This is a genomic window from Streptomyces lomondensis (assembly GCF_014651035.1).
Classification (GTDB): Bacteria; Actinomycetota; Actinomycetes; order Streptomycetales; family Streptomycetaceae; genus Streptomyces; species Streptomyces lomondensis.
Window position 1 is genome coordinate 988764 of record NZ_BMWC01000001.1, and the last position, 24907, is coordinate 1013670.

Sequence of the window (24907 nt, forward strand, 5' to 3'; positions counted from 1 at the left end):
GAAAGGCGGGGCAGCGTTTCGCAGACTTCTTCCATAGGGCACTACCATCTGGTATGGCCTTTTTGGTCGTTGTGTGCGCTCTGATGTGTGAGGTGCAGAGCGCCCGATTCCCGCCATGCGGGCGGTACGTCCCATAGCTCTGTTCTTCATCACCCCTTCTCAGGTCACAGGCAGGGACTAGGATCTGCACCCTGGGTCTGACCATGGGGAACGGCGACCCTTGTGGGACACGAGGAGCGGGGAACAGGCATGCGGGAAGGCCGGTGGGTCACGGTCACCGAGTCCGAGTTCGATCACGAACGCCGCGGCCTTGAGGCGATTCGGGAGAAGCTTCCGGACTCCGACCCCTGGCGTGCCTGGTCGAACTTCACCTTCACCGCGAACACGGGCCACGTCCGTGAGGTCGACCTGCTGGTAGTCGCTCCCGGCGGCCTGTGCATGATCGAGCTGAAGGACTGGCACGGCTCGGTCACCTCCGAGAACGGTACCTGGGTGCAGACCACGCCTGACGGCCACCGCCGTACGCACGGCAACCCGCTGCACCTGGTCAACCGCAAGGCCAAGGAACTGGCGAGCCTCCTCGCGCAGACCGGCGCCAAGCGGGTCTGGGTCGCCGAGGCCGTCTGCTTCACGGACAACAGCCTCCGCGTACGGCTGCCCGCCCACGACCAGAACGGCGTCTACACCGTCACCGAGCTGGTCGAGATGCTCAAGCAGCCCCCGCGCGACGAGCGGCGCCGCATCACCGCGATCGGCTCTCGCGAGATCGCGGCGGCGCTGAAGAACATCGGCATCCGCAAGAGCGACGCGCAGTACAAGGTCGGCCCGTACGAGCTGGAGCGGAAGTCCTTCGACTCCGGGCCCACCTGGGCGGACTACCTCGCCCGCCACAGCGACCTGCCCGAGGCCGCCCGCGTCCGCATCTACCTCAGCGAGCGCGGCTCGGACGCTTCGCTGAGGCAGTCCGTCGAGAACGCCGCCCGGCGCGAGGCCGCGGTGCTGGGCCGGTTCAAGCACCCGGGCGTCGTCCAGCTCAAGCAGTACTTTCCCTCGGGCCACGCAGCCGGTCCCGCACTGATCTTCGACTACCATCCGGACACGTTGAAGCTGGACGAGTACCTGGTCCAGTACGGCGAGAAGCTGGACATCCTCGGCCGGATGAGGCTGGTGCGCCAGCTCGCCGAGACGATGCGCTCCGCGCACGCCAGCCGCATCCACCACCGGGCGCTCGCTGCCCGCTCCGTGCATGTCGTCCCCCGGCCGCGCGGCCGCAAGGGCCGGGCCGTCGGGGAGGAAGCAGCCTGGCTCACCCCGCAGCTCCAGATCTCCGACTGGCAGATCGCCACCCAGCGCAGCGGCGACTCCTCCCAGGGCCAGGGCATGACCCGGTTCGCGCCGACCGCCCTGTCCGCCATGCACCTGGCCGACGACGCCGACGCCTACCTCGCCCCCGAACTCACCGCCCTCAACCCCGACCCGGTCTACCTCGACGTGTACGGGCTCGGCGTCCTCACCTACCTGCTGGTGACCGGCAAGGCCCCGGCCGCCAGCCAGGCCGAGCTGCTGGCCCGCCTGGAGGCGGGGGAGGGCCTGCGACCCAGCTCCCTGGTGGACGGGCTGTCGGAGGACGTGGACGACCTGGTGCAGGCCGCCACCGCGTACCGGCCGGGCCAGCGCCTGTCCAGCGTGGACGAGTTCCTGGAGCTGCTGGAGGTCGTCGAGGACTCCCTGACCGCCCCGGCCCCGGCGGCCACCGGCCCGGAGGGGCCCGGCGAGGAGGACGGAACTTCCGCCGACAAGGACCCACTGGAGGCCGTCGCCGGTGACGTGCTTGCCGGCCGGTGGGAGATCCGCCGCCGCCTCGGCACCGGCTCCACCAGCCGCGCCTTCCTCGTCCGTGACTTGGAGCACGAGGCCCGCAAGACCCGCCCGCTGGCCGTGCTGAAGGTCGCCCTCTCCGACAGCCGAGGCGAGATCCTGGCCCGCGAGGCCGAGGCCATGGGCCGCCTGCGCCCCCACTCCGGCATCATCCGCCTCGTCGAGCCCGAGCCGCTGCACATCGGCGGACGTACGGTCCTGGCGCTGGAGTACGTCGGTGACGAGCGTGACGACAACGGGCAGAACGGTCAGGGAGCCGAGGGCGGGGGCCGCCCGCGCCGCCGCGAGGAGACCGTCGCCCGCCAGCTCCGCGAGAACGGCCGTCTCCAGGTCGACCAGCTGGAGGCGTACGGCGACTACCTCTTCGGTGCCGTCGACTTCCTGGAGGGCGAGGGCGTCTGGCACCGCGACATCAAGCCGGACAACATCGCCATCCGCATCCGCCCCAACCGCACCCGCGAACTCGTCCTCATCGACTTCTCGCTCGCCGGCTACCCGGCGAAGAACACCGACGCGGGCACCGAGGGCTACCTCGACCCCTTCGTCGACGTCATCACACGCGGCTCGTACGACTCGCACGCCGAGCGGTACGCCGTCGCCGTCACCCTGCACCAGATGGCCTCCGGCGAGCTGCCCAAGTGGGGCGACGGCAGCGTCCTGCCCCGCATGACCGACCCGAAGGAGTGGCCGTACCCGACCATCGCGGCCGAGGCCTTCGACCCGGCCGTACGGGACGGGCTCGTGGCCTTCTTCCAGAAGGCCCTGCACCGCGACGCGGGCAAGCGGTTCCCCGAGCTCAAGCCGATGCGGGACGCGTGGCGCAAGGTCTTCCTCGACGCGTCGCAGACCGTCCCGTCCAGCCACCGCAGCCGTCACCCGGCCGCCACGACCCCGGAGGAGGGGGCGCCCGCGGAGGTCGCCGCGGGGATCGCAGACGTCGAGCCGGAGACCGCGGAGCAGCAGCGCGACCGGCTGGCCGCCGATGTCACCCGGGACACTCCGCTGACCGTTTCCGGCCTTACGCCCGCCGCCCAGTCGTTCCTGTATGGCTTGGGTCTTACGACGGTCGGTGAACTCCTCGACTACAGCCGCCGCAAGCTCGTCAACGCTCCCGGGCTGGGTGCCAAGACCCGTAACGAGGTCCAGCAGCGGCAGCGCGAGTGGGGCGAGCGGCTGCGTGAGATCCCCGTCTCGCCGCTGACGCCCAAGGGCCGGGCGGAGGCGAAGGAGGAGCTGGAGCAGCTCACGGCCGCCGAGTCGGCCCTGGTGGGCCGGCTTGTGACGGGCGAGTCGGCGGGCGCCCTGCCGCCGCGTACGCTGCGCTCGGTCAGCCTCGACACCCTCGCCACGGTGTTCGTGCCCGCCGTCAACAACAACGGCTCCAACCGCAACAAGGCCGAGATGGTACGGCTGCTGCTGCGCCTACCCGACGAGCACGGCGTCCTGCCGGACATCGGGGTCTGGCCGAAGCAGAAGGACGTCGCGGACGCGCTCGGCCTGAGCCATGGCCGTATCCCGCAGATGCTCAAGGAGGAGCGCAAGCGCTGGAAGGCGGAGCCCGCCGTCCAGGCTCTGCGCGAGGAGATCATCGACCTGCTGGTGAGCATGGGGCGTGTCGCTTCGGCGGTGGAGATAGCCGATGCGCTCGCTGTGCGCAGAGGAACGCATCTCGCCGGGCGTGAGCAGCGGCGCGCGATGGCACTGGCGGCTGTCCGGGCTGTGGTCGAGGTCGAGCAACTGGTGCCGCAGGAGGCCGAGTTCCAGCACCAGGCGAACCGCAAGGCGACGGATGAGTCCCTGGGCGCGGGCCTGCTCGCCCTCGACGTGCGGGAGAACGACGCCCCGGACACCCCGACCGCGCCCGGCCTGCTGGACTACGCGAGTCGCCTGGGCCGTACGGCCGACCGGCTCGCCAAGCTGGACACCCTGCCGACGGCGGCCACTGTGCTGGCCGAGCTGGGCGCGCTGACGGTGCCGCCAGGCGCGGTGGACTGGGACGAGCGGCGGATGGTGGAGCTGGCGGCTGCGGCATCGGCGAATGCCGCCGCCACCCCGCGCCTGGAGATCTACCCGCGCGATCTGCCGCTCGTACGGGCGCTGCGCCTCACCCAGGCCGGGCTCGTCCGCTGGATCCCGGGCGTACCTGAGGGCCGGCAGCCCGGCCTGACCGGCGAGGACGTGCACGAGCGGGTGCGCGCTCGCTTCCCCGAGCTGGTCGTCCCGGACGGGCTGGGCGGCGCCACCCACGAACTGCCGACGGGTGGCCCGCTGACCAAGGCCCTTCGGGACGCCGGCTTCGAGCTGTCGCTGAGCACGCGCGAGGACACGGGCACGCTGCGCTACCTGCCGACGCGGGTCGACGACGCGTCCAGCTACCTCACGACGGGCGCGTGGCGGCAGTCGACGCGTACAGGTGCGGTGACGCGGTACGCGGACGATCCGCAGCTCGCGGGTGCGGTGCGCGCGGAGGAACGGCTCCTCGCCTCGTCCCGCCGGGACGGGTACCGGGTGCTGACCGTACGGCAGCAGTTGGTGCGGGACGCGGTGAGGGAGCTGGGGGCCGATCGGCTGGGCGCGGATGCGGTGTCCGTGACCGAGCTGTTCCTTGAGGCCCTGCACGCGCAGGTGACGCCGGGCACCAAGCCCACCTGGGAGACCCTGCTCAAGGCGGACGCCGCCGAGCCGGGGTCGAAGGGGGCGGTGCGGTTCGCGGAGTACGTGCGGACGGCGTGGGGCTCGGTGGAGCCCCGGATCGTGGAGCTGCTGCGCAACGGTGGCGGGAGCGGCGGGCCCGGTCCTGTTCTGCTGACGGAGGCTGGGGTGTTCGCGCGCTACGACGCGATGGGCGTCCTGGACCGGCTGGCGTCGGCGGCCCGGCAGGGCGGGCGGGGGCTGTGGCTCCTGGTTCCGCAGGCCGATCCGTCACGCGAGCCCCGGCTCGGGCAGGTGGCCGTGCCGTACCAGGCCGGCCTGGGGGAGTGGATCCAGCTTCCGGACACGTGGGTGGGCAATGCCCATCGCGGGTCCGGTGAGGTTGTGGCAAGTGGTGTCGAGGGAGACGTCAAGTGATCGACCGCAAGGCTCTGTTGGACGACCTGAAGCAGCAGGTCAAGGCGGTCGAGGCTGACCTCGGGCGACAGGTTAAGGCGCTGGGGGATGTCGGCGCGCGGCTGAGGGCCGAGTACGACCAGGCGCGCAAGCTCGGCCGTACGGCGGCGACGTGGAACTCGTGGCTGGACGAGCGGGTCACGCAGGTCGCGGTGGCGTGGGTGCTGGGGACTGTCTTCGTGCGGTTCTGCGAGGACAACCGGTTGATTCCGGAGCCGTACCTGACGGGGCCAGATGGTGACCGGCGGGAGTTGGCGGAGTCGCGGTACGACGCGTATGTGGAGTCGGATGAGAACCCGACGTACCGGGGGTGGTTGGAGAAGGCGTTCGAGGAGCTGGGCGAGGGCCAGGCGGGACGCCTTCTTTTCGACCAACGGCACAACCCGCTGTACCAGATCCCGCTGTCGCATGACGGTGCGCGGGAGTTGGTGGAGTTCTGGCGGGGAAGGGGCGATGCGGGCATCCTCGTCCACGACTTCACCGACCCATTGAACGAGGACGGCACGGAGGGGTGGGACACGCGGTTCCTGGGTGATCTGTACCAGGACCTGAGCGAAGCTGCGCGGAAGACGTATGCGTTGCTCCAGACACCGGAGTTCGTGGAGGAATTCATCCTCGACCGGACGATGAACCCGGCGGTGCGGGAGTTCGGCTACGAGGGGCTAAAGATGATCGACCCTACGTGTGGGTCAGGGCACTTTGTGCTGGGGGCGTTTCGGCGGCTGGTGAGGTTGTGGGCGGAGGGGCAGCCGGGGAAGGACGTGCATGAGCGAGTATCGGCGGCGCTGAAGTCGGTGCACGGTGTCGACGTCAACCCGTTCGCGGTGGCCATTGCCCGGTTCCGGTTGCTGGTTGCGGCAATGGCAGCGGGTAGCGTGCGGACGCTGGCGGAGGCCGCGAAGTACGACTGGCCGCTGTCCCTGGCGGTAGGCGACTCGCTGATCAAGTCCCGGCGCTCCCAGCAGGGCAACCTATTCGGTGCAGTGGACGAAGACTTCGTGGACGAGTTGGCCGAGTTCAAGTACGCCACGGAGGACGTACACGAGTACCCGGAAATCCTGCGACCGGGGCGGTATCACGTGGTGGTGGGTAACCCGCCGTACATCACGGTCAAGGACAAGACGCTCAATGCCCTCTACCGGGAGCTGTATCCGGCGTGTGCGGGCAAGTATGCGCTGTCCGTGCCGTTCGCTCAGCGGTTCTTCGAGCTGGCCAAACGCGGGGATGGTGAGGGGCGCGGCTACGGCATGGTCGGGCAGATCACTGCCAACTCATTCATGAAGCGTGAGTTTGGGGCGAAGCTCATCGAGGGGTATTTCGGGCACGCGGTGGAGCTGGCCGAGGTCATCGACACCTCGGGTGCCTACATTCCGGGGCACGGGACGCCGACGGTCATTCTCGTGGGCAGGCAACGGGGTGGCGACGGGCGATCGCCCTTCATCCGGACCGTTCGAAGTGTCCAGGGTGAGCCGTCCGCGCCGGACAATGCCGCTGATGGCCTGGTCTGGCAGGCCATCGTGGAGCAGATCGACAAGCCCGGTTCGGTGAGCCGATGGGTGTCTGTAGACGACTTGGATCGCAAGAAGTACTTTGGGAAGCAGCCCTGGATCCTGGCTGACGGCGGCCTGGAACTGAACTTGTCTATCGAGGAGAATGCCGTCGGGCAGCTGCGTTCAGAACTCTCACGCGACATCGGCTTCGCCAGCTTCCCAGGCCAGGATGATGCCTTCATCAGCGATCCTTCGGCACTTGGGCGTCAGGGGGTCGAAGCCACGTGTGCACGCTCGCTTATTGTCGGCGAAGTTGTGCGCAACTGGAGTGTGGACGCCGTTGAGAGCGCAATTGCCCCGTACGGTGGTGACCTCAAACCGCTGCCGTACGACGAGGCCAGTGCTTGGGGACGATGGTTGTGGAAGGTACGCAGCCACTTGCGATCGACCACGGACTTTGATGGTAAGACGCAGCAGGAGCAAGGGAAACCGTGGTGGGCATGGTACCGATGGGTCTCCGAGCGCTACCGAAACCCGTTGTCGATCACGTTCGCGGAGGTAGCTACACATAATCACTTCGTGCTGGATCGGGGCGGGAAGGTCTTTAAGCAGACCGCGCCTGTGATCAAGCTGCGGGAGGACGCCAGTGAAGAAGAGCACCTTCGGCTACTCGGCCTCCTCAATAGTTCTACTGCTGCCCTGTGGCTCAAGTTGAGTTGCCATAATAAGGGCAGCACTGTGGACGTCCAAGGAGCGCGACAGTCCACCATGCCGTTTGAGGACTTTTATCAGTTCAACGGCACGAATGTTGCGAAGTTTCCACTTCCCGCCGAGTATCCCACTGCCCTTGCCGCTGACCTCGATGCCTTTGCTCAGCGGCTCGCTTCCACCGGCCCCGCAGCCGTGACGGACACGTCCGCGCCAACCGCCGCAGCCCTCCGCGAGGCTCGCGCCGCCTGGGAGTCCACTCGTGCCCGATTGATCGCCCTTCAAGAGGAGTTGGACTGGCAGGTCTACTCCCTCTACAACCTCCATCCGGAAGACCTCCGCGTCTCCGAGAACCCCGACGACCCCAACATCCCGGAACTCGCCCTCGGTGAGCGCGCCTTCGAAATCGTCCTCGCCCGTCACGTAGCTGCGGGCGAGGCCAGCGACGACTGGTTCAAGCGGCACAACTCCACCCCCATCACGGAGATCCCCGCTCACTGGCCCGCCCCCTACCGCGAGATCGTCCAGAAGCGCATCGACGCCATCGAGTCCAACCGCGCCATCGGCATGGTCGAGCGCCCCGAATACAAGCGCCGTTGGGCCACCGAGGGTTGGGGCGCCCTCCAGGAGAAAGCCCTGCGCTCCTGGCTGCTCGACCGCATGGAAACCCGCGACCTCTGGTTCGACGAGAACGGCCAGGCCACCATCCTCACCCTGGCCCGTCTCACCGACGCGCTCTCCCGCGACGAGGACTTCGTCTCTGTCGCCAAGCTGTACGCGCCCCGCAAGGAACTCGCGAAGGTCGTCGCCGAGCTGATCACCGACGAGCACGTGCCATTCCTCTCCGCCCTGCGCTACAAGCCCTCCGGGCTCAAGAAGCGCGCCGACTGGGAAGAGGTATGGGACCTCCAGCGCAAGGAGGACGCCGCGCCCGACGAGCAGACCAAGAGGAAGATCCGGGACTCCATCCCCGTGCCGCCGAAGTACACCTCGGCCGACTTCCTCCGCCCCTCCTACTGGAGGGCGCGTGGCAAGCTCGACGTTCCCAAGGAGCGGTTCATCTCCTACGGGCAGAGCAACGCCGCCACTCCCGAGCTGTACGGGTGGGCCGGCTGGGATCACCGGGAGCAGGCGCAGGCCCTCGCCACGTACTTCACCAACACCGCGTTGTCCACCGAGGAGATCACCCCGTTCCTCGCCGGTCTGCTGGAGCTCCAGCCGTGGCTGTATCAGTGGCACAACGAGTTCGACATGCTCTACAGCGGCTCCCCGGCCGACTTCTTCGCCGGTTACCGCCAGCAGAAGCAGGGCGAGCACGGACTCACGGACGACGACCTCCGGAACTGGCGTCCCCCGGCCGCAACCCGAGGCCGTCGGGCCGCAGTGAAGAAGTAGCTGGAAACGAATCGGTGTCGCGCACATACGCCGATGCCGAGTCTGCCGGTCGAGGGGCCACCCCGTGCGTGCGTGGGTGGCTTCCGGTCGGTACGCGTAGCTCGGCCCAGACGGTTTTGCCGGGGGCAACGGGGCGAGGGGTGACACCCCAGTCGTCCGCGAGGGCGGCGACGAGGAGCAGCCCCCGGCCGGACTCGGATGCGGAGTCGGGGGTCGGGGGAGTGGATGGGGGGCAGTTTCTCGGCGCGGGTGTCGGTCACCTCAACGCGGAAGGTGTCCTCGACCAGGGCGAGTTGGAGGTTGAAGTCCCGGCCTGGGACGTGGCCGTGACGTACGGCGTTGGCGGTGAGTTCGGCCGTAATGAGGGTCAGCGTCTCGTTGGTCGGGGTCGTGTAGGGGTGGCCCCAGTCGTTCAGGCGGTGAGAGACGAGTCGGCGGGCGAGGCGGGCACCGCGTGGTGTTGAGGTGAAGCGCATGGTGAACTCGCGTTCGGGTGCGGGGTGCTGTGGCATATGCCCGTTCGGGGGAGTTGCTGACTTCATGCGGTCAACGGTCGCGGACCGTGCGTAGCGTTGACCAGGAGCGACGTGCTGACGGGTGCGGGCTGTACACGTGGGCGGTGCGCTTGTACGTGGTGTTGGGCGTGACCGGTTTCCGGGCCGTGCGTTGGGCGGGCGGGGGCGGGTGACCGTGATGGTCGTACGGGAGGAGCTGCGGCGTGGACGACGAGGTTCAGCAGCCGGAGTACGAGGTCGGGGCGGGCATGCTGTGCGTCTTCGGGCGGCAGTTGAAGCTGTTCCGGGAGCGGGCCGGGATGGACCGGGCGAAGTTCGGGTCACTAAGGGCAAAGCGAGCGAGAACCCCGAGTCGCGCTTCTCCGTAGCACTGGTGAGCGCGGCCAGGCTTCCGGGCGTGCGTATCCACAGGGAGGCGTACCTCCGGAAGGCGCTGGCACGCTATTGCTCCGAGGACGAGATCCGCATAGCCATCGAAGAGACCCCCGCAGCGGCGGGTATCTCTCTCGACGTTCTGGACAGAGCGGCCAACGACTCCATCCGCTACGAAACCACCAAGGTCAGCGCTCTCTCCGCCGCCGCCGGGCTTCCCGGTTTCATGGCCCTTCCCGCCACCGTGCCCGCCGACATGGCCCAGTACTTCGGCCACATGCTGCGTATCGCGCAGAAGCTCGCTTACCTCTACAGCTGGCCCGATCTGTTCTCCGACGACGGCGATGACGTCGACGACGCGACCATGGGGGTACTCACGCTGTTCTTCGGCGTGATGTTCGGTACCCAGTCGGCGAACGCCGCTGTGGGGAAGGTCGCCGAAATGATGGCGAAGCAGGTCGCCAAGAAGCTGCCCCAGAAGGCACTCACCCAAGGCGTCATCTACCCCATAGTGAAGAAGGTCGCGGCCTACATCGGCGTCGAGATGACGAAGCAGACCTTCGCGAAGAGCGTCTCGAAGGCCATCCCAGTCGTCGTGGCCGCTGTTTCCGGCGGGCTCACCTTCGCGACCTATCGCCCCATGGCCAAGCGGCTGAAGAAGCACCTCTCCGACTCGGAACTGGCGAAGCCGACGCACCGAGTCGTGGTGGTGGAAGCCGATGAAGTTCACGAGTCCTTCGTCGCGGAACATGCTGAGAGCCATGCCTCGGACGGAACTGCCGACACGGCAGAGGACCCTCGGCCCTCGTAGATCCCCTGCTGTGCGGGGCGGAGGGGAAGTCTCTCGCACACTCCCGTTCGGCTGTGGGCTGTACGCGTATGCGGTGTGCTTGTACTTGGTGGTGGGCCTGACCGCTTCCCGCGTACGCTGAGGCGCCGACACCCGGAGCCCAGGGGGTGGCCCCTGTACCGGCCGGCTCGAATGGAGACTCGATTCCATGTGAGGCTGTGCTGGGGTGGCCGTCGACCCGTGTGCCGTCAGCGCGGGGCGCGGGCCCGCACGATGAGCGTGCCGACGTTCTCGGGGTCCGGTGCCTCCAACACCCGGGCGTCGACGTCCACGAACCCGTGCTGTTCAAGGATCTCGGCCCAGCGCTCCGGTGTGTAGGCCCACCGGTAGATCCATAGCCGGCGGCCGTTGAAGCCAGCCCCGTACATGCCCTGGACGCCGTACGAGCCGGGCACGGCGGGGGCGTTGGAGAAGGCGAGCACTCCTCGGGGGGTGAGGCGCCGGCGGACCAGCGGAAGCAGCCGTTCGGGGTCGGTGAACCACAGCGCGCCCCACACGCTGTAGATGGCATCGAACCGCTCGTCGGCGGCGGCGAGGTACTGACACACCTCACCCTGTTCGAAGCGGGCGCCGGGGACGTGCCCGTACCGCTCGCGGGCCCGCTCGCACTGCACGCCGGAGATGTCGACACCGGTGGCTCGCACGCCCTTGTGGGCCAGGTATGCCACGTTGCGGCCGCGCCCGAAGCCGAGTTCGAGGGTCGTGTCGGGCTGCTCCAACAGCTCTTCGCCGGGGCCGTGCTCGTCGTACTGGGTCCAGCCGAACGTCAGCGGCTCGGCCGGTTCCTCGTCCTTCACCCCCTCCCCGTACCGGTTCCAGTAGGTCTCGAGGTCGTGGCTCATGGCGCGGTGGTTCCCATCTGGCAGCGGTGCGACGGACGTCCCGGCTGGGATGGGCGTGACGGTAGTGGCCACGGCGGACAGATCACTGTCGGACGGTCGGAGTTTCAGCCATACGGGAAGAGGCCGGCTCGGCGATGCGGGGCCGGCCTCCGGCGACGTCCGGCTTACGGACGTCCGTAGGTTCCCGGGTCAGTGGCAGTTGCTGCCAGGGGAGCAGGGCGAGCACTGGAGCGCGTCCTTCTCCCACAGAGGCCAGTCGATCGCGAAGCCGTTGCTCTCGATGACCTGGGCGGTGCGCATGACGGTGCCGTCGTTCTTGCGTTCGATCTCAGGGATGTGGTGGAGGAACCGACCGTCGAAGTGCCTGGCGCAGAAGTCGGCGTAGTTGCTGGTGTCGAGGATGAAGGCGTGGACGCCCATGTCCACCAGGTAGCCGCAGCCGATCTCCAGGCCCTGGCCCCATTTCTCCATTGCGGTGATGAGGTAGGCGATGGCCTGGCCGAAAACGCGCTCGGCCGTCACGGTGTCGAACGGGTTGTCACGGACCAGGAGCTTGATCTCCCTGTCCCACACCTCCGGCGAGACGAACGAACGCGGGTCACGGACCTCGGTCTTCTGCGCGATGGCGGTTGCCATGGTGGTGCTCCCTTCGTGCTCGGGTGTGCCTGTTCTGCTCCACCACGGAAGCGTCTGGCCGGGCGTCCGGGAAGGCGGGTCGGCGCGGTCCGCACGCCGTGTGCGCGATTCGCAAGCGCTGTGCGTGCGCCCTCCCGATGACAGACCGTCAGCGCTACGGTGGGTGACACCGCGGGGAGACTGGGAGAGCCACATGGGCACTGGTGCGGTGACTCGAATCGATACGGCAACCGCCGCCGCAGACCTCGGCGCGGTCATCCGCGCGGCGCGCGCCGCCGCACGCATGACTCAGGTCCAACTCGGTCGGCGGTGCGGGTATTCGGCGTCGGCGGTGAGCCGTATCGAGTCGAACAAGTTGGTGCCGCCGCGCGACACGCTGCTGCGCCTGGCCGCCGCGCTCGGCGTCGCCCCCGAACTGCTGGGACTGGTGCCTCACCCGGGCGAGTTACCCACGGGACGTGATGCGTCAAGGGCGGCTCCCGCAGGAGCGGTGGCCGTTAGGGTGCTGGGACACGCAGACCCTGACCGCCAGGAGGACGAGCCGGTGCGACGCAGGCAGCTACTCGCGGGAGCAGTCGGCCTCGGGGCCGCCATGGTCACCGGCCAGGGGCGGGCCGCCGCGAGCAGCAGGGTGTCGGACCCCGCTGGTCTGCTGGAAGCCGCTCTCTTCCAACCGCAGGCGGCGGAGCCCATGTCGCTGGCCCGGTTGCAACTCGCTCTCAGCGCCGCACGCCGGGACTTCAGGGCTGCCCGCTACACGGTGCTGGGCGAGGACCTGGGCAGCCTGATCGCCGCCGGCGAAGCCACGCGCGAGGCCATGACTGACGCTGCCCGAGAGCAGGCACAGTCGGTGGTGGCGCGCTCGTACGTGCTGGCCGGTGAGTTGGCGGTCAAGGTGCACTCCGATGTCGCGTGGGTGAGCGCCGACCGCGCGCTGAAGGCCGCGCGGGAGAGCGGTCGGCCCGCGCCGCTGGGCGAGGCTGCACGGGTCCTGGCGATCACGATGCGCCGGTCCGGCCGTGCTGGGTCGGCGGTGGACCTTCTCGCCCGCACGGCGGGCGAGCTCGGCGCCGAGAACTCGGTGCAGGCCCATGCGGTACGAGCATCCCTGCTCTTGACCGGTGCCTACTCGGCCGCGCAGGCAGGCGACCGGGGCACGGCACTGGGCCTGGCCGGAGAGGCCGAGGAGACCGTCGCCCGACTCGGCGCCGACCCCCGCGCCGAGCTGTACACGGTGGACGTCACCCCGGAGCAGGTGGCCCTTTACCGGATCGGCATCCACAACGCCCTGGGCACGCCGGACGAAGGCGTGGCGTACGCCCGCAGCATCTCGCCGACTGTGTTCCCCCCGGCCGAGCGGCAGGCTCGGTACTGGACGGACGTCGCGCGCATGTGGGCACAGATCGGCGACCACCGCCGCACCTACAAAAAGCGATGTTCACCTTCCGCTACGGCTACCGCCCGGCCGTCGGGGAGCGCTTGCTCACCCGGGCCGGGTTCGCCACGGCCGACGCACAGATCCTCGACGCGCCGTACCCCGGGCACATCGGGACGCTCCTCGCTCGCGCGGTTACTCCATGACCCCGGTCAAACGGTCACGGACTCCGCGTAGTCGAAGGGGAGCGATGCACTGACGGGTGTGGGCGGCATGCGGGGGGCGCTTGTACGCGGTGCCGGGCGTGACCGCCCCCGAGCCGCGCGTTGGGCGAGCGGAGGCCGGTGTCCGTGATGGTCGCAGGCCGACGTCGTCGCACGGCGTGTACGCGGACTGGGCCCCGAGCACCCCTTCACGGCCGCGGGCCGACAGCTCCTGGACGCGTCCTGCCGAGCCGATGACGTGATGGATGACGGCGTGTGCCGCGACGGGGAGCGGTGGCCTCAGTAGTGGTAGCGGGCTTTGAGGATCTTGACTTCCTTCTCGTCCACCCGGTAGACGAGCCGGTGCTCGTCGTCGATCCGGCGTGACCAGTAGCCGGACAGGTCACCCTTCAGGGGCTCCGGCTTGCCGATGCCGGTGAAGGGGGTGCGCTGGATCTCCGCGATCAGCCGTGTGATCCTGCGGGCCATGGCTCGGTCCGAGTCGAGCCAGAAGAGGAAGTCCTCCCATCCGGCCGGGTCGAAGTGGACGCTCCTCACCCGTCACCCGCCAGCTCTTCCAGCTCTGCCATGGTCTTGGTGACCATGGCCTCGCCGGCCCTGTCCCGTGCGACGGCTTCCATGAGGCTGCGCGCGTTGGCGGGGGAGCGCAGCAGGTAGACGGTCTCCTGCCAGGAGTCGTAGTCCTCGGCGGACATCAGCACCGCGTCGCCGCTCTTGGAGCTGATGCGCACGGGGGTGTGGTCGTCGTTGACGCGCTTGATGAGTGGGAAGAGGTCCTTGCGGGCCTCGCTGGCGCTTATGGTCATCTGCGGCACCCCTCTCTGGTACTGGAAAACGGTACGGCAATGGTACGGCTTTCTTGTACAGGTCGCAGACTGGGATGTCTCTGACGGTCCTGATCGGATCCGGCGGGCCGTGGCGGGAAGGCCGCCGGTTGATCGATCGGTATGGAGGCAGGTATACAGCGCAAGGGGGAGTAAGCGCCTGCCCGGCGGCCGGACGCTCCCGGCGCGGGTGGGCGGCGGCCCGCCTTCGCTGTGGTCGGTCGGCTTCGCTGTCGTCGGTCGGCCGGACCGGCAGCGGACATCCCGCACGATCGAGGACAAGCGGTGGCCGAGGCCACCAGATGGAGAGCGTGACCTGTAATGGCCCAGCAGCCGCCCCTCCTCCGCGATGTCATCGACATCAAGGAGTCCGTCTCCACCTCGGACTTCGTGCTGTCCCTCGCCGAGGCGACGACACCCGAGGGCGCCGAGCACGCGCTCGAGGACTACGTCGTCACCGAGCGGCTGCTGGACAACTTCGACGAGGCGCTGGCCCTCATCAAGTCCGCGCTGGACGGGCACCGCTCCAAGGCGGCGTACCTCCACGGCTCGTTCGGTTCCGGTAAGTCGCACTTCATGGCCGTGCTGTACGCGCTCCTCAGCGGGAACCCGGCCGCCCGCGCCCGTACCGAGTTCGACCCGGTGCTGACCAAGCACGAGTGGCTGAGCACGGACGGCAAGAAGTTCCTGCTCGTGCCGTACCACATGCTCGGCGCGAAGGCCCTCGAACAGCGCGTGCTCGGCGGGTACGTACACCACGTCAAGAAGCTGCACCCGGAGGCGCCCACCCCGCAGGTGTACCGGACCGACTCCCTCTTCGCCGACATCCGCGCCATGCGCGCCAACATGGGCGACGAGGCCGTCATCCGGGGCCTCGGCACCGGCGTGGACGACGATGACGAGGACGAGTGGGGCGAGGGCTTCAGCTGGACCCCGCAGCTCCTCGACACCGCACTCGCCGCCGAGGAGAACCACGAGGGGGGCGTCCCGCTCAACCTCCGCAACCCCTCCACCCCGGCCGAACTGCGCGCCAAGCTGGTCAACGACGCCGGCACCAACCTCCTCCCCGGTTTCGCAAGGAACGCTGCCGAGGACGAGCACGGCTTCATCTCCCTGGACGCCGGTCTGTCCGTCATCGCCGAGCACGCCAAGTCGCTCGGCTACGACGGGCTCATCCTGTTCATGGACGAACTGATCCTGTGGCTGGCCACCCTCATCCACGACCAGAAGTTCGTGGCACGCGAGGCCAGCAAGATCACGAACTTCGTGGAGGGTGGCGATGCCCGTCGTGCCATTCCCGTCGTGTCGTTCATCGCCCGCCAGCGCGACCTGCGCGAGCTGGTGGGCGAGGAGGTGTCCGGTGCGGCCGAGTCGTCCATCCAGGACACCCTGAACCTCGCCTCCGGCCGGTTCGACAAGATCACCCTGGAGGACCGCAACCTCCCCCAGATCGCCCACGCCCGCCTCCTCAAGGCGAAGGACCCCGAGGCGGAACGGCTCGTCGACGCGGCCTTCGAGCAGACCAAGCGGGTCGGCTCCCAGGTCTGGGACACCCTCCTCGGCTCCGAGAAGGGCACCACCGGCGCGGACGCCGAGTCGTTCCGGCTGACGTACCCCTTCTCGCCGGCGTTCATGGACACCCTCGTCCACATCTCCTCCGCGTTGCAGCGCTCCCGTACCGGTCTGAAGCTGATGGGCCAGCTCCTCGCCGACCACCGCAACGAGATCCGCCTCGGACAGCTCATCCCCGTCGGCGACCTCTACCCGGTGATCGCGGAGGGCGGTGACAAGCCGTTCACCGACAGTCTGAAGGTCGTCTTCGAGGCCGCCGACAAGCTGTACAAGACGAAACTGCGGCCGTACCTGCTCAGTTCGTACGACATCACCGAGGACGACGTCGAGCAGTACGTGGGCCGGCCCGAGGCCATCACCGACCCGCAGCGCGCCAACCGCTGCCGCTTGTTCGTCGGCGACAACCGGCTCGTCTGCACGCTTCTGCTCTCCGCACTCGCGCCCAGCGTGCCCGCCCTGTCCGAGTTGACCATCCGGCGGCTCGGCGCGCTCAACCACGGGTCGGTCCTCGCCCCCATCCCGGGCGCTGAGGTCGGCATCATCAAGAACAAGGTCGCCGAGTGGGCGGCCAGGTTCCCCGAGATCAAGGAGACCGGCACCGACGCCAACCCCGGCGTGCGGCTGGAGTTGTCCGGCGTCGACGTGGACTCCGTCATCGCCAACGCCCAGGTCAACGACAACCCCGGCAACCGGGTCGCGCTCGCCCGCCGCCTGCTGTCCGAGGAACTGGGTGTCGAACATGGTCAGTTGAGCGACCAGCTCAGCTTCACTTGGCGCGGTACCGCCCGCACCGCCGAGATCGTCTTCGGGAACGTCGCCGACGAGGACGAACTGCCCGATCACGACCTCATGCCGCAGGAGGAGGGTCGCTGGCGCATCGCCATAGACCTTCCCTTCGACGAGGGTGAGTGGGGGCCCGTCGAGGACGTCAACCGCATCCGGCGGTTGCGCGAGCGGCAGCAGGGCGAGCGGTCCCGTACCGTCGCATGGCTGCCCGCCCATCTGTCCGCGCAGCGCTTCTCCGACTTCCGGCGTCTCGTCGTCATCGACAAGGCCCTCGCCGACGAGCACCGTTTCGACACCCAGTACGCCGGTCACCTGAACGCCGACAACCGCAGCCGCGCCAAGGGGCTGCTGGAAACCCAGCGCGAGGCTCTGCTCAAGCAGGTCAAGGGTGCCTTCAAGCAGGCGTACGGCCTCGCCCAGAAGCAGGCTGCCGACGTCGTGCCCGACTTCGACGACCACCTCGTCGCGCTGCCCGACGTCGACGGCCTCACCCTGTCCTTCGGGCAGAGCCTGCACGACGGCATCCGGCACGTCGCGGGCAAGCTGCTCGCCCATCAGTACCCGGCGAATCCCGACCTCGACCCCGACGGCACCGGCTCCGCGGTCAAGCCCGCCGACACGAAGAAGGTGTTCACCCACGTCCGGGCCGCCGCCGAGGCGCGCGACGGGCGGGTGGAGGTCCCGGCCGCGGACCGCAAGCTCATGCAGCGGATCGCCGGGCCTCTGCGCCTCGGGCAGCAGAAGGAGGCGTACTTCGAGCTGTCCCGTTACTGGGCCGACCACTTCCGCCAGCTCGCCAGTGCCCAGGGCGTCACCGGGGATCTGTCCCTGATCACCCTGACCGACTGGACCGACAAGCCCGAGCCGCGCGGCCTGCCCGACTTCCTCGCCCGGCTCGTCGTCGCCGCATTCGCCGAGATGGACGACCGGGTGTGGGTGCGCGGCGGCACCGTCCTCGACCCCGCGCCGGAACTGTCCGCGATCAAGGACCACGACGCCCTGCGCAGCCAGCCGCTTCCCGCCGAGTCCGACTGGGACACCGCACGGCAGCGCTTCGAAACGATCTTCGGGCAGAAGGCGCCCGCCCTGCGGCGCGGACGCATGGTCAACCAGTTCGCCCGCCAGATCATCGAGGCCGCCCGCGCCCACCGGGACCACGCGGCCGACCTGGTGCACCAGCTGGAGGCCCACGCCTCCTTCCTGGGCCTCGACCAGACCGCCGACACCGGGCGGCTCGCCCTCGCCCGCCGCTCCCTGCAACTGCTGGACGCGCTCACGGCGGAGGCCGGCAAGGGCGCGGCCGGGGCGAAGAAGACCGTGGAGGCCCTCGCCTCCTTCGACCTGGGCGAAACCAGCGCCGACCGGTACGGCACCTCCATCAAGCAGGCCCGCAGCGTCGCGGAGGCCGTCGCCTCCGCGCCCTGGAGCACCCTCGAACTCGCCGCCGGACTCGGCCCCGAGGGTGAGGCGCTGCTCGACTCGCTGCGCAACGTGGCCCGTGACGACCAGCGCACCGCGGACCTGCGGGACGCCCTGACCCGCACCCAGCGCGAGGTCGTCGCCCTGGTGAAGCGCAGCCAGGCCGCCGCCACCCCGCCGCCTGCTCCGGTCGCGCCCCAGCGCACGGCGGATGACCTGTCCCTGAACACGCCGACGAGCGACCCTCGCATCCCGTACACGCCGCAGGAGACGCCCTCCTCCGGTCCCTCGGCGAGTGGCCCCGCGCGGACTTCCGGTGGGCGTCGTACGACCGTGGCGCGGGCCGCCGCCGACCTGCAGGCGGAGTTGTCCGAACTGGCCGCCCGCCACCCCGACGCGACCATCGAAATCACCTGGAAGGTCGTCGAATGACGGACACCGTCGCTGTCGTCCCAGGCGCGGTCCGGCTGAACACCGCAACCGTCACCCAGTACCTGTCCTCGCAGTCCTCCCTCGCCGCCTCCCTGACAGGAGACGGCGGGGGCAGGCGCCGGATCGTGCTGCTGCGGTCCGCGCCCCAGTGGGACGGCCCCGCGGAGCCCGTCTGGGCGGAGGGGCGGACGGCCGGTGTCGCGGTCGCGCCCTCACCACTCGCCGTCCACGAACTCGTCCTCGACCACCTGGCGGGCCGTCGGCCCGGCCCCGCCGTGCTGGTCGTCCTCACCGACCGCGAGCAGCACGAACTCGACCCGGCGATCCTCGCCCGCGTCCACAAACTGCGCATCGACACCGTCGACAGCTGGGACGTCGTACGCGAAGCCTTCGGCGCCCGGCAGATCGACCAGCGCCTCAAGGACGTCAACTGGGCCGCCGAAGCCCTCCTCGACGCCACCCCGCCCGGCGGCTGGCCGCCCGTGCCCGGCGGCTGGCTGTCCCGCCAGTACGCCCTCACCGCGCTCGCCCAGCGCCGCCTGCGCCTCGGCCGCTACGACACCGAGGGCGGTACGCGACGCCCCGGCGACGACCGGCTCGACGCACAGACCCTGCTGCACTGGTCGACCCGCCCTGGTGCTCCGGAGCGTCTCCTCGGGCTGCGCGGCCCGGAGCGTGCCGGGCTGACCGCCTTCCTCGGTGAGGAGGACCAGGCCGGCCTCGCAGGTCGGGCCCTGCTCGCCCTCGTCGACGCCGAACGCGGCGCGGACGCCGCCGCCTTCGGACTCGTCTGTGCGGCACTGTGGCAGCACGCCGAGCCCGCCCCCGAGACGTACCAGGCCCGGGGCCGCGCCGAACGCTACTTCGGCGAGCAACCTCCGGCGGTCGGTGAACAGCTCGACGCCCTGGTGTCTGTCTTCGGCCGGTCCGCCGAGGAGTACGTGACGACGCTGCTGGCGGCCGGACACCGCAGCGGCGGCGACGCGGATCAGGCCCGCGAGGCACGCCGGACCTCCGGCACCGTGCTAGACCGGGCGGCCGCGCTGGCACGCCAGTTCGGCGCGGAGCAGGCCGTCGCGGCGAGCCCCGTATTGCGTGGCGGACTCGAGGCCCGGTTCACGGCTGTCGGACGGTCGCTCGCAGCGGGCGACAGGGCCATGGTGGCGGACGCCGTCCGGCGCCTGGAGGACCACCGGCTCGCCGCCGAGCCGGAGGAGTCCGCCCGCATCGAACGCGCCCGCATGGGACAGCGCCTCGCCCGCTGGCTGGCCACCGACCCGCCCACCGAGGCTCCCACCGTCGCCGACGCCATACAGCGGCACATCGCCGAGACCGGCTGGGCCGACCTGGCCCTGGAGCACATCGAGGCCGGCGGCGACCCGGACCCCGTCCTCAAGGCCGCCTACGACACTCTTGGCACGCGCGTCAGGGACCGGCGGCGGCAGATCGACGCCTTCTTCGCGCGCTCGCTGGCTGCCTGGACGCAGGCCGGCACCCAGCCCGGCAGCATGCTCACCGTCGAGACCTTCCTCGACCGCGTGGTCGGGCCGGTCGTGCGACGCGGCGAGGAACGGCGGGTGCTACTGCTTGTCCTCGACGGCATGAGCGCTGCCATAGCGAACGAACTCGGCGAGGAACTGCGCGCGTCCTGGGCGGAGTTCGACCCGCTGCCCGAGGACGCTCCGCAGCGTCGGGCGATGGCCGCCGCGCTTCCCACCCTGACGGCCGTGTCCCGGACCTCGCTGTTCGCGGGCACGCTGATGAAAGGCACCCAGGCCGACGAGAAGCGGCTCTTCCCCACGCTGAAGCTGTGGGGTGGCGCCCCGGCCGCCGTCTTCCACAAGGACGACCTGCGCACCGAGACCGCGGGCGACACCTTCGGCCCGGCCCTCACGGAAGCGCTCACCGACGGCCGGACGCATGTCGCCGTCGTCCTCAACGCCATCGACGACCGCCTCGCCAAGGAACAGAAGCTCGGGGACGGGGCCTGGCGGGTCGACGACGTCCCCGGCCTGCGCGACCTGCTGCGGGTGGCGGCGGCCCAGGGTATGGCCGTCATCCTCACCAGCGACCACGGCCACGTCGTCGACCGGCACGGAACGAAGGTCGACACCGCCGTCGAGCCCGCGTCCGCCCGGCACCGCCTGCCCGGTGACGGTCCGCTCGCCGATCGGGAGACCGCCCTCTCCGGGCCGCGCGTGGTGTGGCCCGAGCCCGGCGCGTCCATCGTGGCGTTGTGGGACGCCGACTCCCGCTACACCGCCCTCAAGGCCGGCTACCACGGCGGGGCCTCCCTCGCCGAGTTCACCATCCCGGTGCTCGCCTTCCTGCCGTTCGGGGCGGAACCGCCGAAGGGGTGGCGGGAGTTGGGGGACCAGCGGCCGGTGTGGTGGGCTCCGGAGGAGGTCGGGAGGGCGCCGCTGCCGAGTGAGCGCACCGCTCAGCTGGTGGTTGGGGCGACCCCTTCTGTGCCGAAGAGGCCGACGGGGAAGTCCCAGAAGAAGCAGGCGGAACTCGCGCGCACGCACGAGGCGCTCTTCGACGTGGGGCTGACCACCGGGGGAGACGACGCCCTTCTCACCCCGACCCTCGTCTCCCGGACCGAGGCGCTCGTGACGGCGCTGCTCGACTCGGAGACGTACCAGGGACAGCTCGGCGGTCTGGCCCGCAAGCCTCAGCAGGAGCAGGTCCACAAGGCGGTCGCCGCTTTGCTGGAAGCGGGAGGCACCTTGCCCGTGACCGCGCTCGCCCAACGGGCCGGCATGCCCGTCACCCGGGGCGACGGCTTCGCCGCCGTCCTGCGGCAACTGCTCAACTACGACGGTGTACAGGTCGTGGAAACTCTGCCGGACGGCCGCACCCTACGGCTCCACGAGGCGCTGCTCCGCGAGCAGTTCGGCCTCGTAGCGGGCTGACAGACAGGGGGCGGTCTGCCGGAAGCAGACCGCCCCTGAAGGCGCTACACGTCGCGCTTCACGTGGTTGAGCACGTTCATCCCCGCGCTGAGGACGGCGATGAACGCGCCACCACTACTCGTGAGAGTCGCCAACGGGCTGACATCGAACGCCATCGTCGTGACGGCAGTGCCGAGAGCGACCACACCGGAGACGAGAGCGACGATGGTGATGTCGCGCGCCGGGTGGTGGCACGCCTGATGGGTCGAGTTGGTCGACACCGTTCCTCCATTGACTTGTCGGCTCGCTTGCGGGAAGAGGGCGCGACTCACCGAGGTGAGCAGCCCTTCCCAGCGATGCGCATACGAGCTCTACGGAGCCCGCAACCAGCCGGTTGCTGATTGGTATGCGCGTGAAGAGCGAGTCAATGAGCCCTCCGGAGAAAGGTAGGCATCGGACCTACGATGCCTACCACTTCATCAACTGCCCTGACAACCGAGAAAGTTGGGTTGGCTGGCTGGATGTCGTCGCTGCAGTGGCCGCCGGTCCGCACCGGCGTCAGTCTCACGACGCGAACGCCCGCAGCACCTTCGCGAAGGTGGTCAGCTCGTCGATCATCGCCTGCGGAAGCGGCTTCTCGTCGAAGTGGGCGATCCGGTTGCGGATGTCCTTCACCCGCTTCAGCAGACCGACGAACTGCTCCCGCGGCATGTTGGGCCACTTCAGCGCTTCCCAGTTGCGGTCGGCCCGTTCGGCGAGGGACGGCTTCGTCTGGTTGCCGTCCAGGAGTCTCAGGTAGTCGCCGAACATCAGGTCCGACACCTGACCGGTGCGGTGCTCCGGCTTCCTGTTCGTCTGGACCGCCTTGATGGCCTCCGTGTCCAGTGCCGCGCCCAGGCAGCGACGCAGCAGCGACTCGATCTCGCCCACGATGAAGAAGGGACGCGCTGCCCCCTCGAAGCGTTCCGTGACGTCCGCGGCGGTGACGATGCCCGACAGGCAGCCGTCGTCGCCACGAACGAGCAGGTAGCCGTGCTCGCGGATGACCGGGAGGGCGGTGAAGAACTCCTGGCGGGCGTCGGCGACGGGCAGCGCGTCCTTCTCCATCGCGTTGTCCAGCGTGGCCGGCTTCCCCGACTCGTACATCTTGGCCACGGACCCCCAGGTGACGACCCCGTGGACCTGCGCCATACCGGTGGTCACCGGCACCTGGGAGAGCCCCTTCGTACGCATGAGGAAAGTCGTCTGGGACAGGGGCGTGCAGGGACCCACGGACACCACGCCGCGCCGCGCCGACGGAATGTCGCCGAGCAACAGCCGCTGCGGCAGGGCGTGCGAAGGCAGCGCCTCGTCCGCCGCGTCGGCCTCGTCGTCCACGTCGGCGGGCGTTCCCTGCGCGGAAACGGACGTCAGCGGCACGACGTCGACGTTGCTGCGCAGACCGCAGACGGCGAAGTCCGGCAGCGTGGTCAGCCCGGCGTCCGTCAGCGCCTGCGAGATGAGGTGCACCGTCCGGTGGTCACGGACCCTGACCTGGAACACGTCGAGGATCTCCTGCACTGACACGGTCCTGCCCTTGAGCGAGGCGACGTCCCGCTCGTCCGGCCTGGTCGTCATCGGGCGTCGTCCTCCGGCAGGTCACGGAGCATCGTCTTCTTGCCCATGGCGGAGTGCACAAGGTCCTGCAACTGCTTGGAGCGGTCGCGGTAGAAGCGCTCGTAGTCGTTCTCGCGCAACGCGTCCGGGTCGATCAGGTGGGTGGACAGGACGTCGTCGAACCACTCGGGACGCATGTCGGACGCGGCGATCATCGTGGACAGGTACGACGACGGCGCCCCCGTCATGTCCATCGCGGCACGGTAGGACAAGGGAGTCTTGTTCACGATCGAACTCGTGGGCAGACCGTTGCTGTTGCCCCGCCGGAACCACGTCTTGGGGAAGATCTGCCGGACGTCGACCCCGTACTCGTCCAGCCGGCCGGGACTGAGTGGGGCGCCCGTGTAGTGCCAGTCGACCGCCCCCTGCTTGATCAGCAGGGCGTAGATGCCCTTGTATGCGGCGCTGTTGCGGGTGGTGAGGGTGTCGAGGCGGTCGGCGAAGAAGAACGCCTCCGCGACCGTCTCGGGCGCCCTCTCATCCTGCGCGATCCAGGGGACGAGCTGCTCGACGTCCTTGGTGAAGCGCGTCTCCGTGGAGCCGCCGTACATCTCACCGAGCACCCCGCACCAGTACCATTGCTCGGTCTTCTCCTCCGCCCCCAGACCGTCCATCGCCGTGTCGAGGATGGCGCGGACGGCCGCGAGCGGGACCAACTGCGTCTTGTACGGCAGGTCGGCCGGGCGGACGATGCACTGCCGTTCCAGGAAGTCGCCCACCCACGCGAAGGCGTCGGCGAGCTTGGGCGCCAGGCGGACGAAGTCGGCCAGGGGGAGGTCCAGCAGGTCGCGGCGCTTGCAGGACACCGTGGCCCCGAGGCCCGCCCGCTTGCGCTCCCAGGTGCGCACCAGCGCGATGGCCTGCAGGAAGTCGATGCTGCTCAGCCCGTTCTCAAGACCGTTCTCCAGACGGCCGAAGACCGGGTACTTGCTCGCCAGTCCCTGCTTGATCTCCCGCCAGACCTCGGGAAGCTGGTAGTAGTCCCCGGTTCGCTCGACGTAGTCGCGGTCCCCGGCGTAGGTCGCGGTGAGCAGTTCGAAGACGTTCAGGGGCACGCCGCCCGTGTTGACTCGCTCGAACACCGCGCAGACGGCGTCCATGGAGGTGGAGGCGGCCAGCCGGATCATCGGGACCTGGAAGGCGCGGACCTGCTGAAGGACCGCCTCGTCGAACTGGCCCCACAGGTCCCAGTTCCGGTCCTCGTCCGCCTTGATGTACGCCTTCTTCCACTCGTTCACGCCCTGGGCGTCGAAGACGAAATGCAGAGGGAAGAGGCCGGCCGCGCACTCGGCCTCGGTGGTGCTCAGGTCCAACACCACGGTGCGGTTGAAGTCCGTCCGGAGCACCTTGTCGGCAGGGACGGACACGATGGCCTCGTCGCGGTCGGCGGACGGGCCGACGGCCTTGGCGATGTCGACGTAGTACCACCGCTGGATGGGCTTGCCCCGGGCGTCCGCGGTCTCCACCGGGGCGTCCAACCACAGGGCCTGGAAGAGGGAGGTGAGGCGCTGCTGCCCGTCCAGTAGCAGGAGGTCGGCCATCGGGTCCCCGTCCGGCCGCGCGCCGGTGAGGGTCCGGGAGCGGAACCGGGTGGCGCCGCCGGTCTGCAGCGTCATCACGACGCCGAGCGGGTAATCCAGTGTCACCGTCGCGATGATCGCCCGGATCCGGTCGTCGTCCCACTTCCAGTTCCGCTGGAAGTCGGGCAGTTGCAAGGAACCCGAGGCGACATCCGCCAGGACGTCCTTCAGCTTCACGTTGTCGAGGGCCGCCATGTGACTCCAAACTAACCCTGTTTCCTATACGCAGAGTGATTCCAGCAGCGCTTTGCTGTAACCGTCAACCGATTCGCAGAAGTAGGGCGGCGCGGCCGGGACAGCACGTGGTCGATGAAGCAGCCCGGAACGCACCGGTCCCGTACAGCGGTGCTC

12 protein-coding genes and 3 pseudogenes are annotated in these 24907 nt (G+C 69.3%); 8 read left to right on the top strand and 7 right to left on the bottom strand.

Features of this window, described 5'->3' with window-relative positions:
- The first annotated feature begins 249 nt into the window (after window positions 1-249).
- The 4 genes and pseudogenes from pglW (at window position 250) to IE255_RS04340 (ending at window position 10277) form a co-directional block, all read left to right on the top strand.
- On the top strand, window positions 250-4947 hold the full coding sequence (pglW, locus tag IE255_RS04330) for a BREX system serine/threonine kinase PglW (protein ID WP_190048738.1): 4698 nt from the start codon (window positions 250-252) through the stop codon (window positions 4945-4947).
- Window positions 4944-8579: a BREX-2 system adenine-specific DNA-methyltransferase PglX gene (gene pglX / locus IE255_RS04335; protein ID WP_190048739.1), complete on the top strand. Its 3636-nt coding sequence runs from the start codon at window positions 4944-4946 to the stop codon at window positions 8577-8579. The genes pglW and pglX overlap by 4 nt, the downstream gene beginning before the upstream one ends.
- Before the next feature lie 718 nt (window positions 8580-9297).
- Window positions 9298-9441, top strand: a pseudogene (locus IE255_RS39020) (transcriptional regulator); the annotation flags it as partial.
- A gap of 23 nt (window positions 9442-9464) precedes the next feature.
- A complete protein-coding gene (locus IE255_RS04340; RefSeq protein ID WP_190049350.1) occupies window positions 9465-10277 on the top strand; it encodes a hypothetical protein in 813 nt (270 codons plus the stop codon).
- 227 nt (window positions 10278-10504) lie between these two features.
- Here the strand turns inward: IE255_RS04340 and IE255_RS04345 are convergent, their stop codons facing one another.
- The gene (locus IE255_RS04345) at window positions 10505-11158 is read right to left on the bottom strand and encodes a class I SAM-dependent methyltransferase (RefSeq protein WP_190048740.1); all 654 of its coding nucleotides are present in this window, start codon (window positions 11156-11158) and stop codon (window positions 10505-10507) included.
- A 189-nt stretch (window positions 11159-11347) separates the two neighbouring features.
- Window positions 11348-11794 carry a glycine-rich domain-containing protein gene (locus IE255_RS04350; RefSeq protein WP_190048741.1) on the bottom strand — a complete coding sequence of 149 codons (447 nt, stop codon included), beginning with the start codon at window positions 11792-11794 and terminating at the stop codon, window positions 11348-11350.
- Between the two features lie 193 nt (window positions 11795-11987).
- Between IE255_RS04350 and IE255_RS39870 the strand changes: the two are divergent.
- Window positions 11988-12200, top strand: a pseudogene (locus IE255_RS39870) (helix-turn-helix domain-containing protein); the annotation flags it as partial.
- Window positions 12201-13222: 1022 nt separating this feature from the next.
- A pseudogene (locus IE255_RS39030) lies at window positions 13223-13375 on the top strand (SAM-dependent methyltransferase); the annotation flags it as partial.
- A gap of 297 nt (window positions 13376-13672) precedes the next feature.
- On the opposite strand, the gene IE255_RS04360 reads toward IE255_RS39030, so the two are convergent.
- On the bottom strand, window positions 13673-13930 hold the full coding sequence (locus tag IE255_RS04360) for a Txe/YoeB family addiction module toxin (RefSeq protein WP_190048742.1): 258 nt from the start codon (window positions 13928-13930) through the stop codon (window positions 13673-13675).
- A complete protein-coding gene (locus tag IE255_RS04365) occupies window positions 13927-14199 on the bottom strand; it encodes a type II toxin-antitoxin system Phd/YefM family antitoxin (RefSeq protein WP_181802248.1) in 273 nt (90 codons plus the stop codon). Before IE255_RS04365 ends, IE255_RS04360 begins: the two co-directional genes overlap by 4 nt.
- Window positions 14200-14538: 339 nt before the next feature.
- Between IE255_RS04365 and pglY the strand changes: the two genes are divergently transcribed.
- The gene (pglY, locus tag IE255_RS04370) at window positions 14539-18426 is read left to right on the top strand and encodes a BREX-2 system ATPase PglY (protein WP_190048743.1); all 3888 of its coding nucleotides are present in this window, start codon (window positions 14539-14541) and stop codon (window positions 18424-18426) included.
- Complete coding sequence (gene pglZ / locus IE255_RS04375) at window positions 18423-21341, top strand: BREX-2 system phosphatase PglZ (protein WP_190048744.1); 2919 nt, start codon at window positions 18423-18425, stop codon at window positions 21339-21341. The genes pglY and pglZ overlap by 4 nt, the downstream gene beginning before the upstream one ends.
- A 44-nt stretch (window positions 21342-21385) precedes the next feature.
- On the opposite strand, the gene IE255_RS04380 is transcribed toward pglZ, so the two are convergent.
- The 3 genes from IE255_RS04380 to IE255_RS04390 all read right to left on the bottom strand — a co-directional run bounded on the left by IE255_RS04380 (window position 21386) and on the right by IE255_RS04390 (window position 24751).
- Window positions 21386-21601 (bottom strand): hypothetical protein, encoded by a 216-nt coding sequence (locus IE255_RS04380; protein ID WP_190048745.1) that lies wholly within the window; start codon window positions 21599-21601, stop codon window positions 21386-21388.
- Window positions 21602-21884: 283 nt separating this feature from the next.
- Complete coding sequence (locus IE255_RS04385) at window positions 21885-22937, bottom strand: CBS domain-containing protein (protein ID WP_190048746.1); 1053 nt, start codon at window positions 22935-22937, stop codon at window positions 21885-21887.
- Window positions 22934-24751, bottom strand: a complete 1818-nt coding sequence (locus IE255_RS04390) for a DUF262 domain-containing protein (protein WP_190048747.1) — start codon at window positions 24749-24751, stop codon at window positions 22934-22936. Before IE255_RS04390 ends, IE255_RS04385 begins: the two co-directional genes overlap by 4 nt.
- Window positions 24752-24907 lie beyond the last annotated feature (156 nt).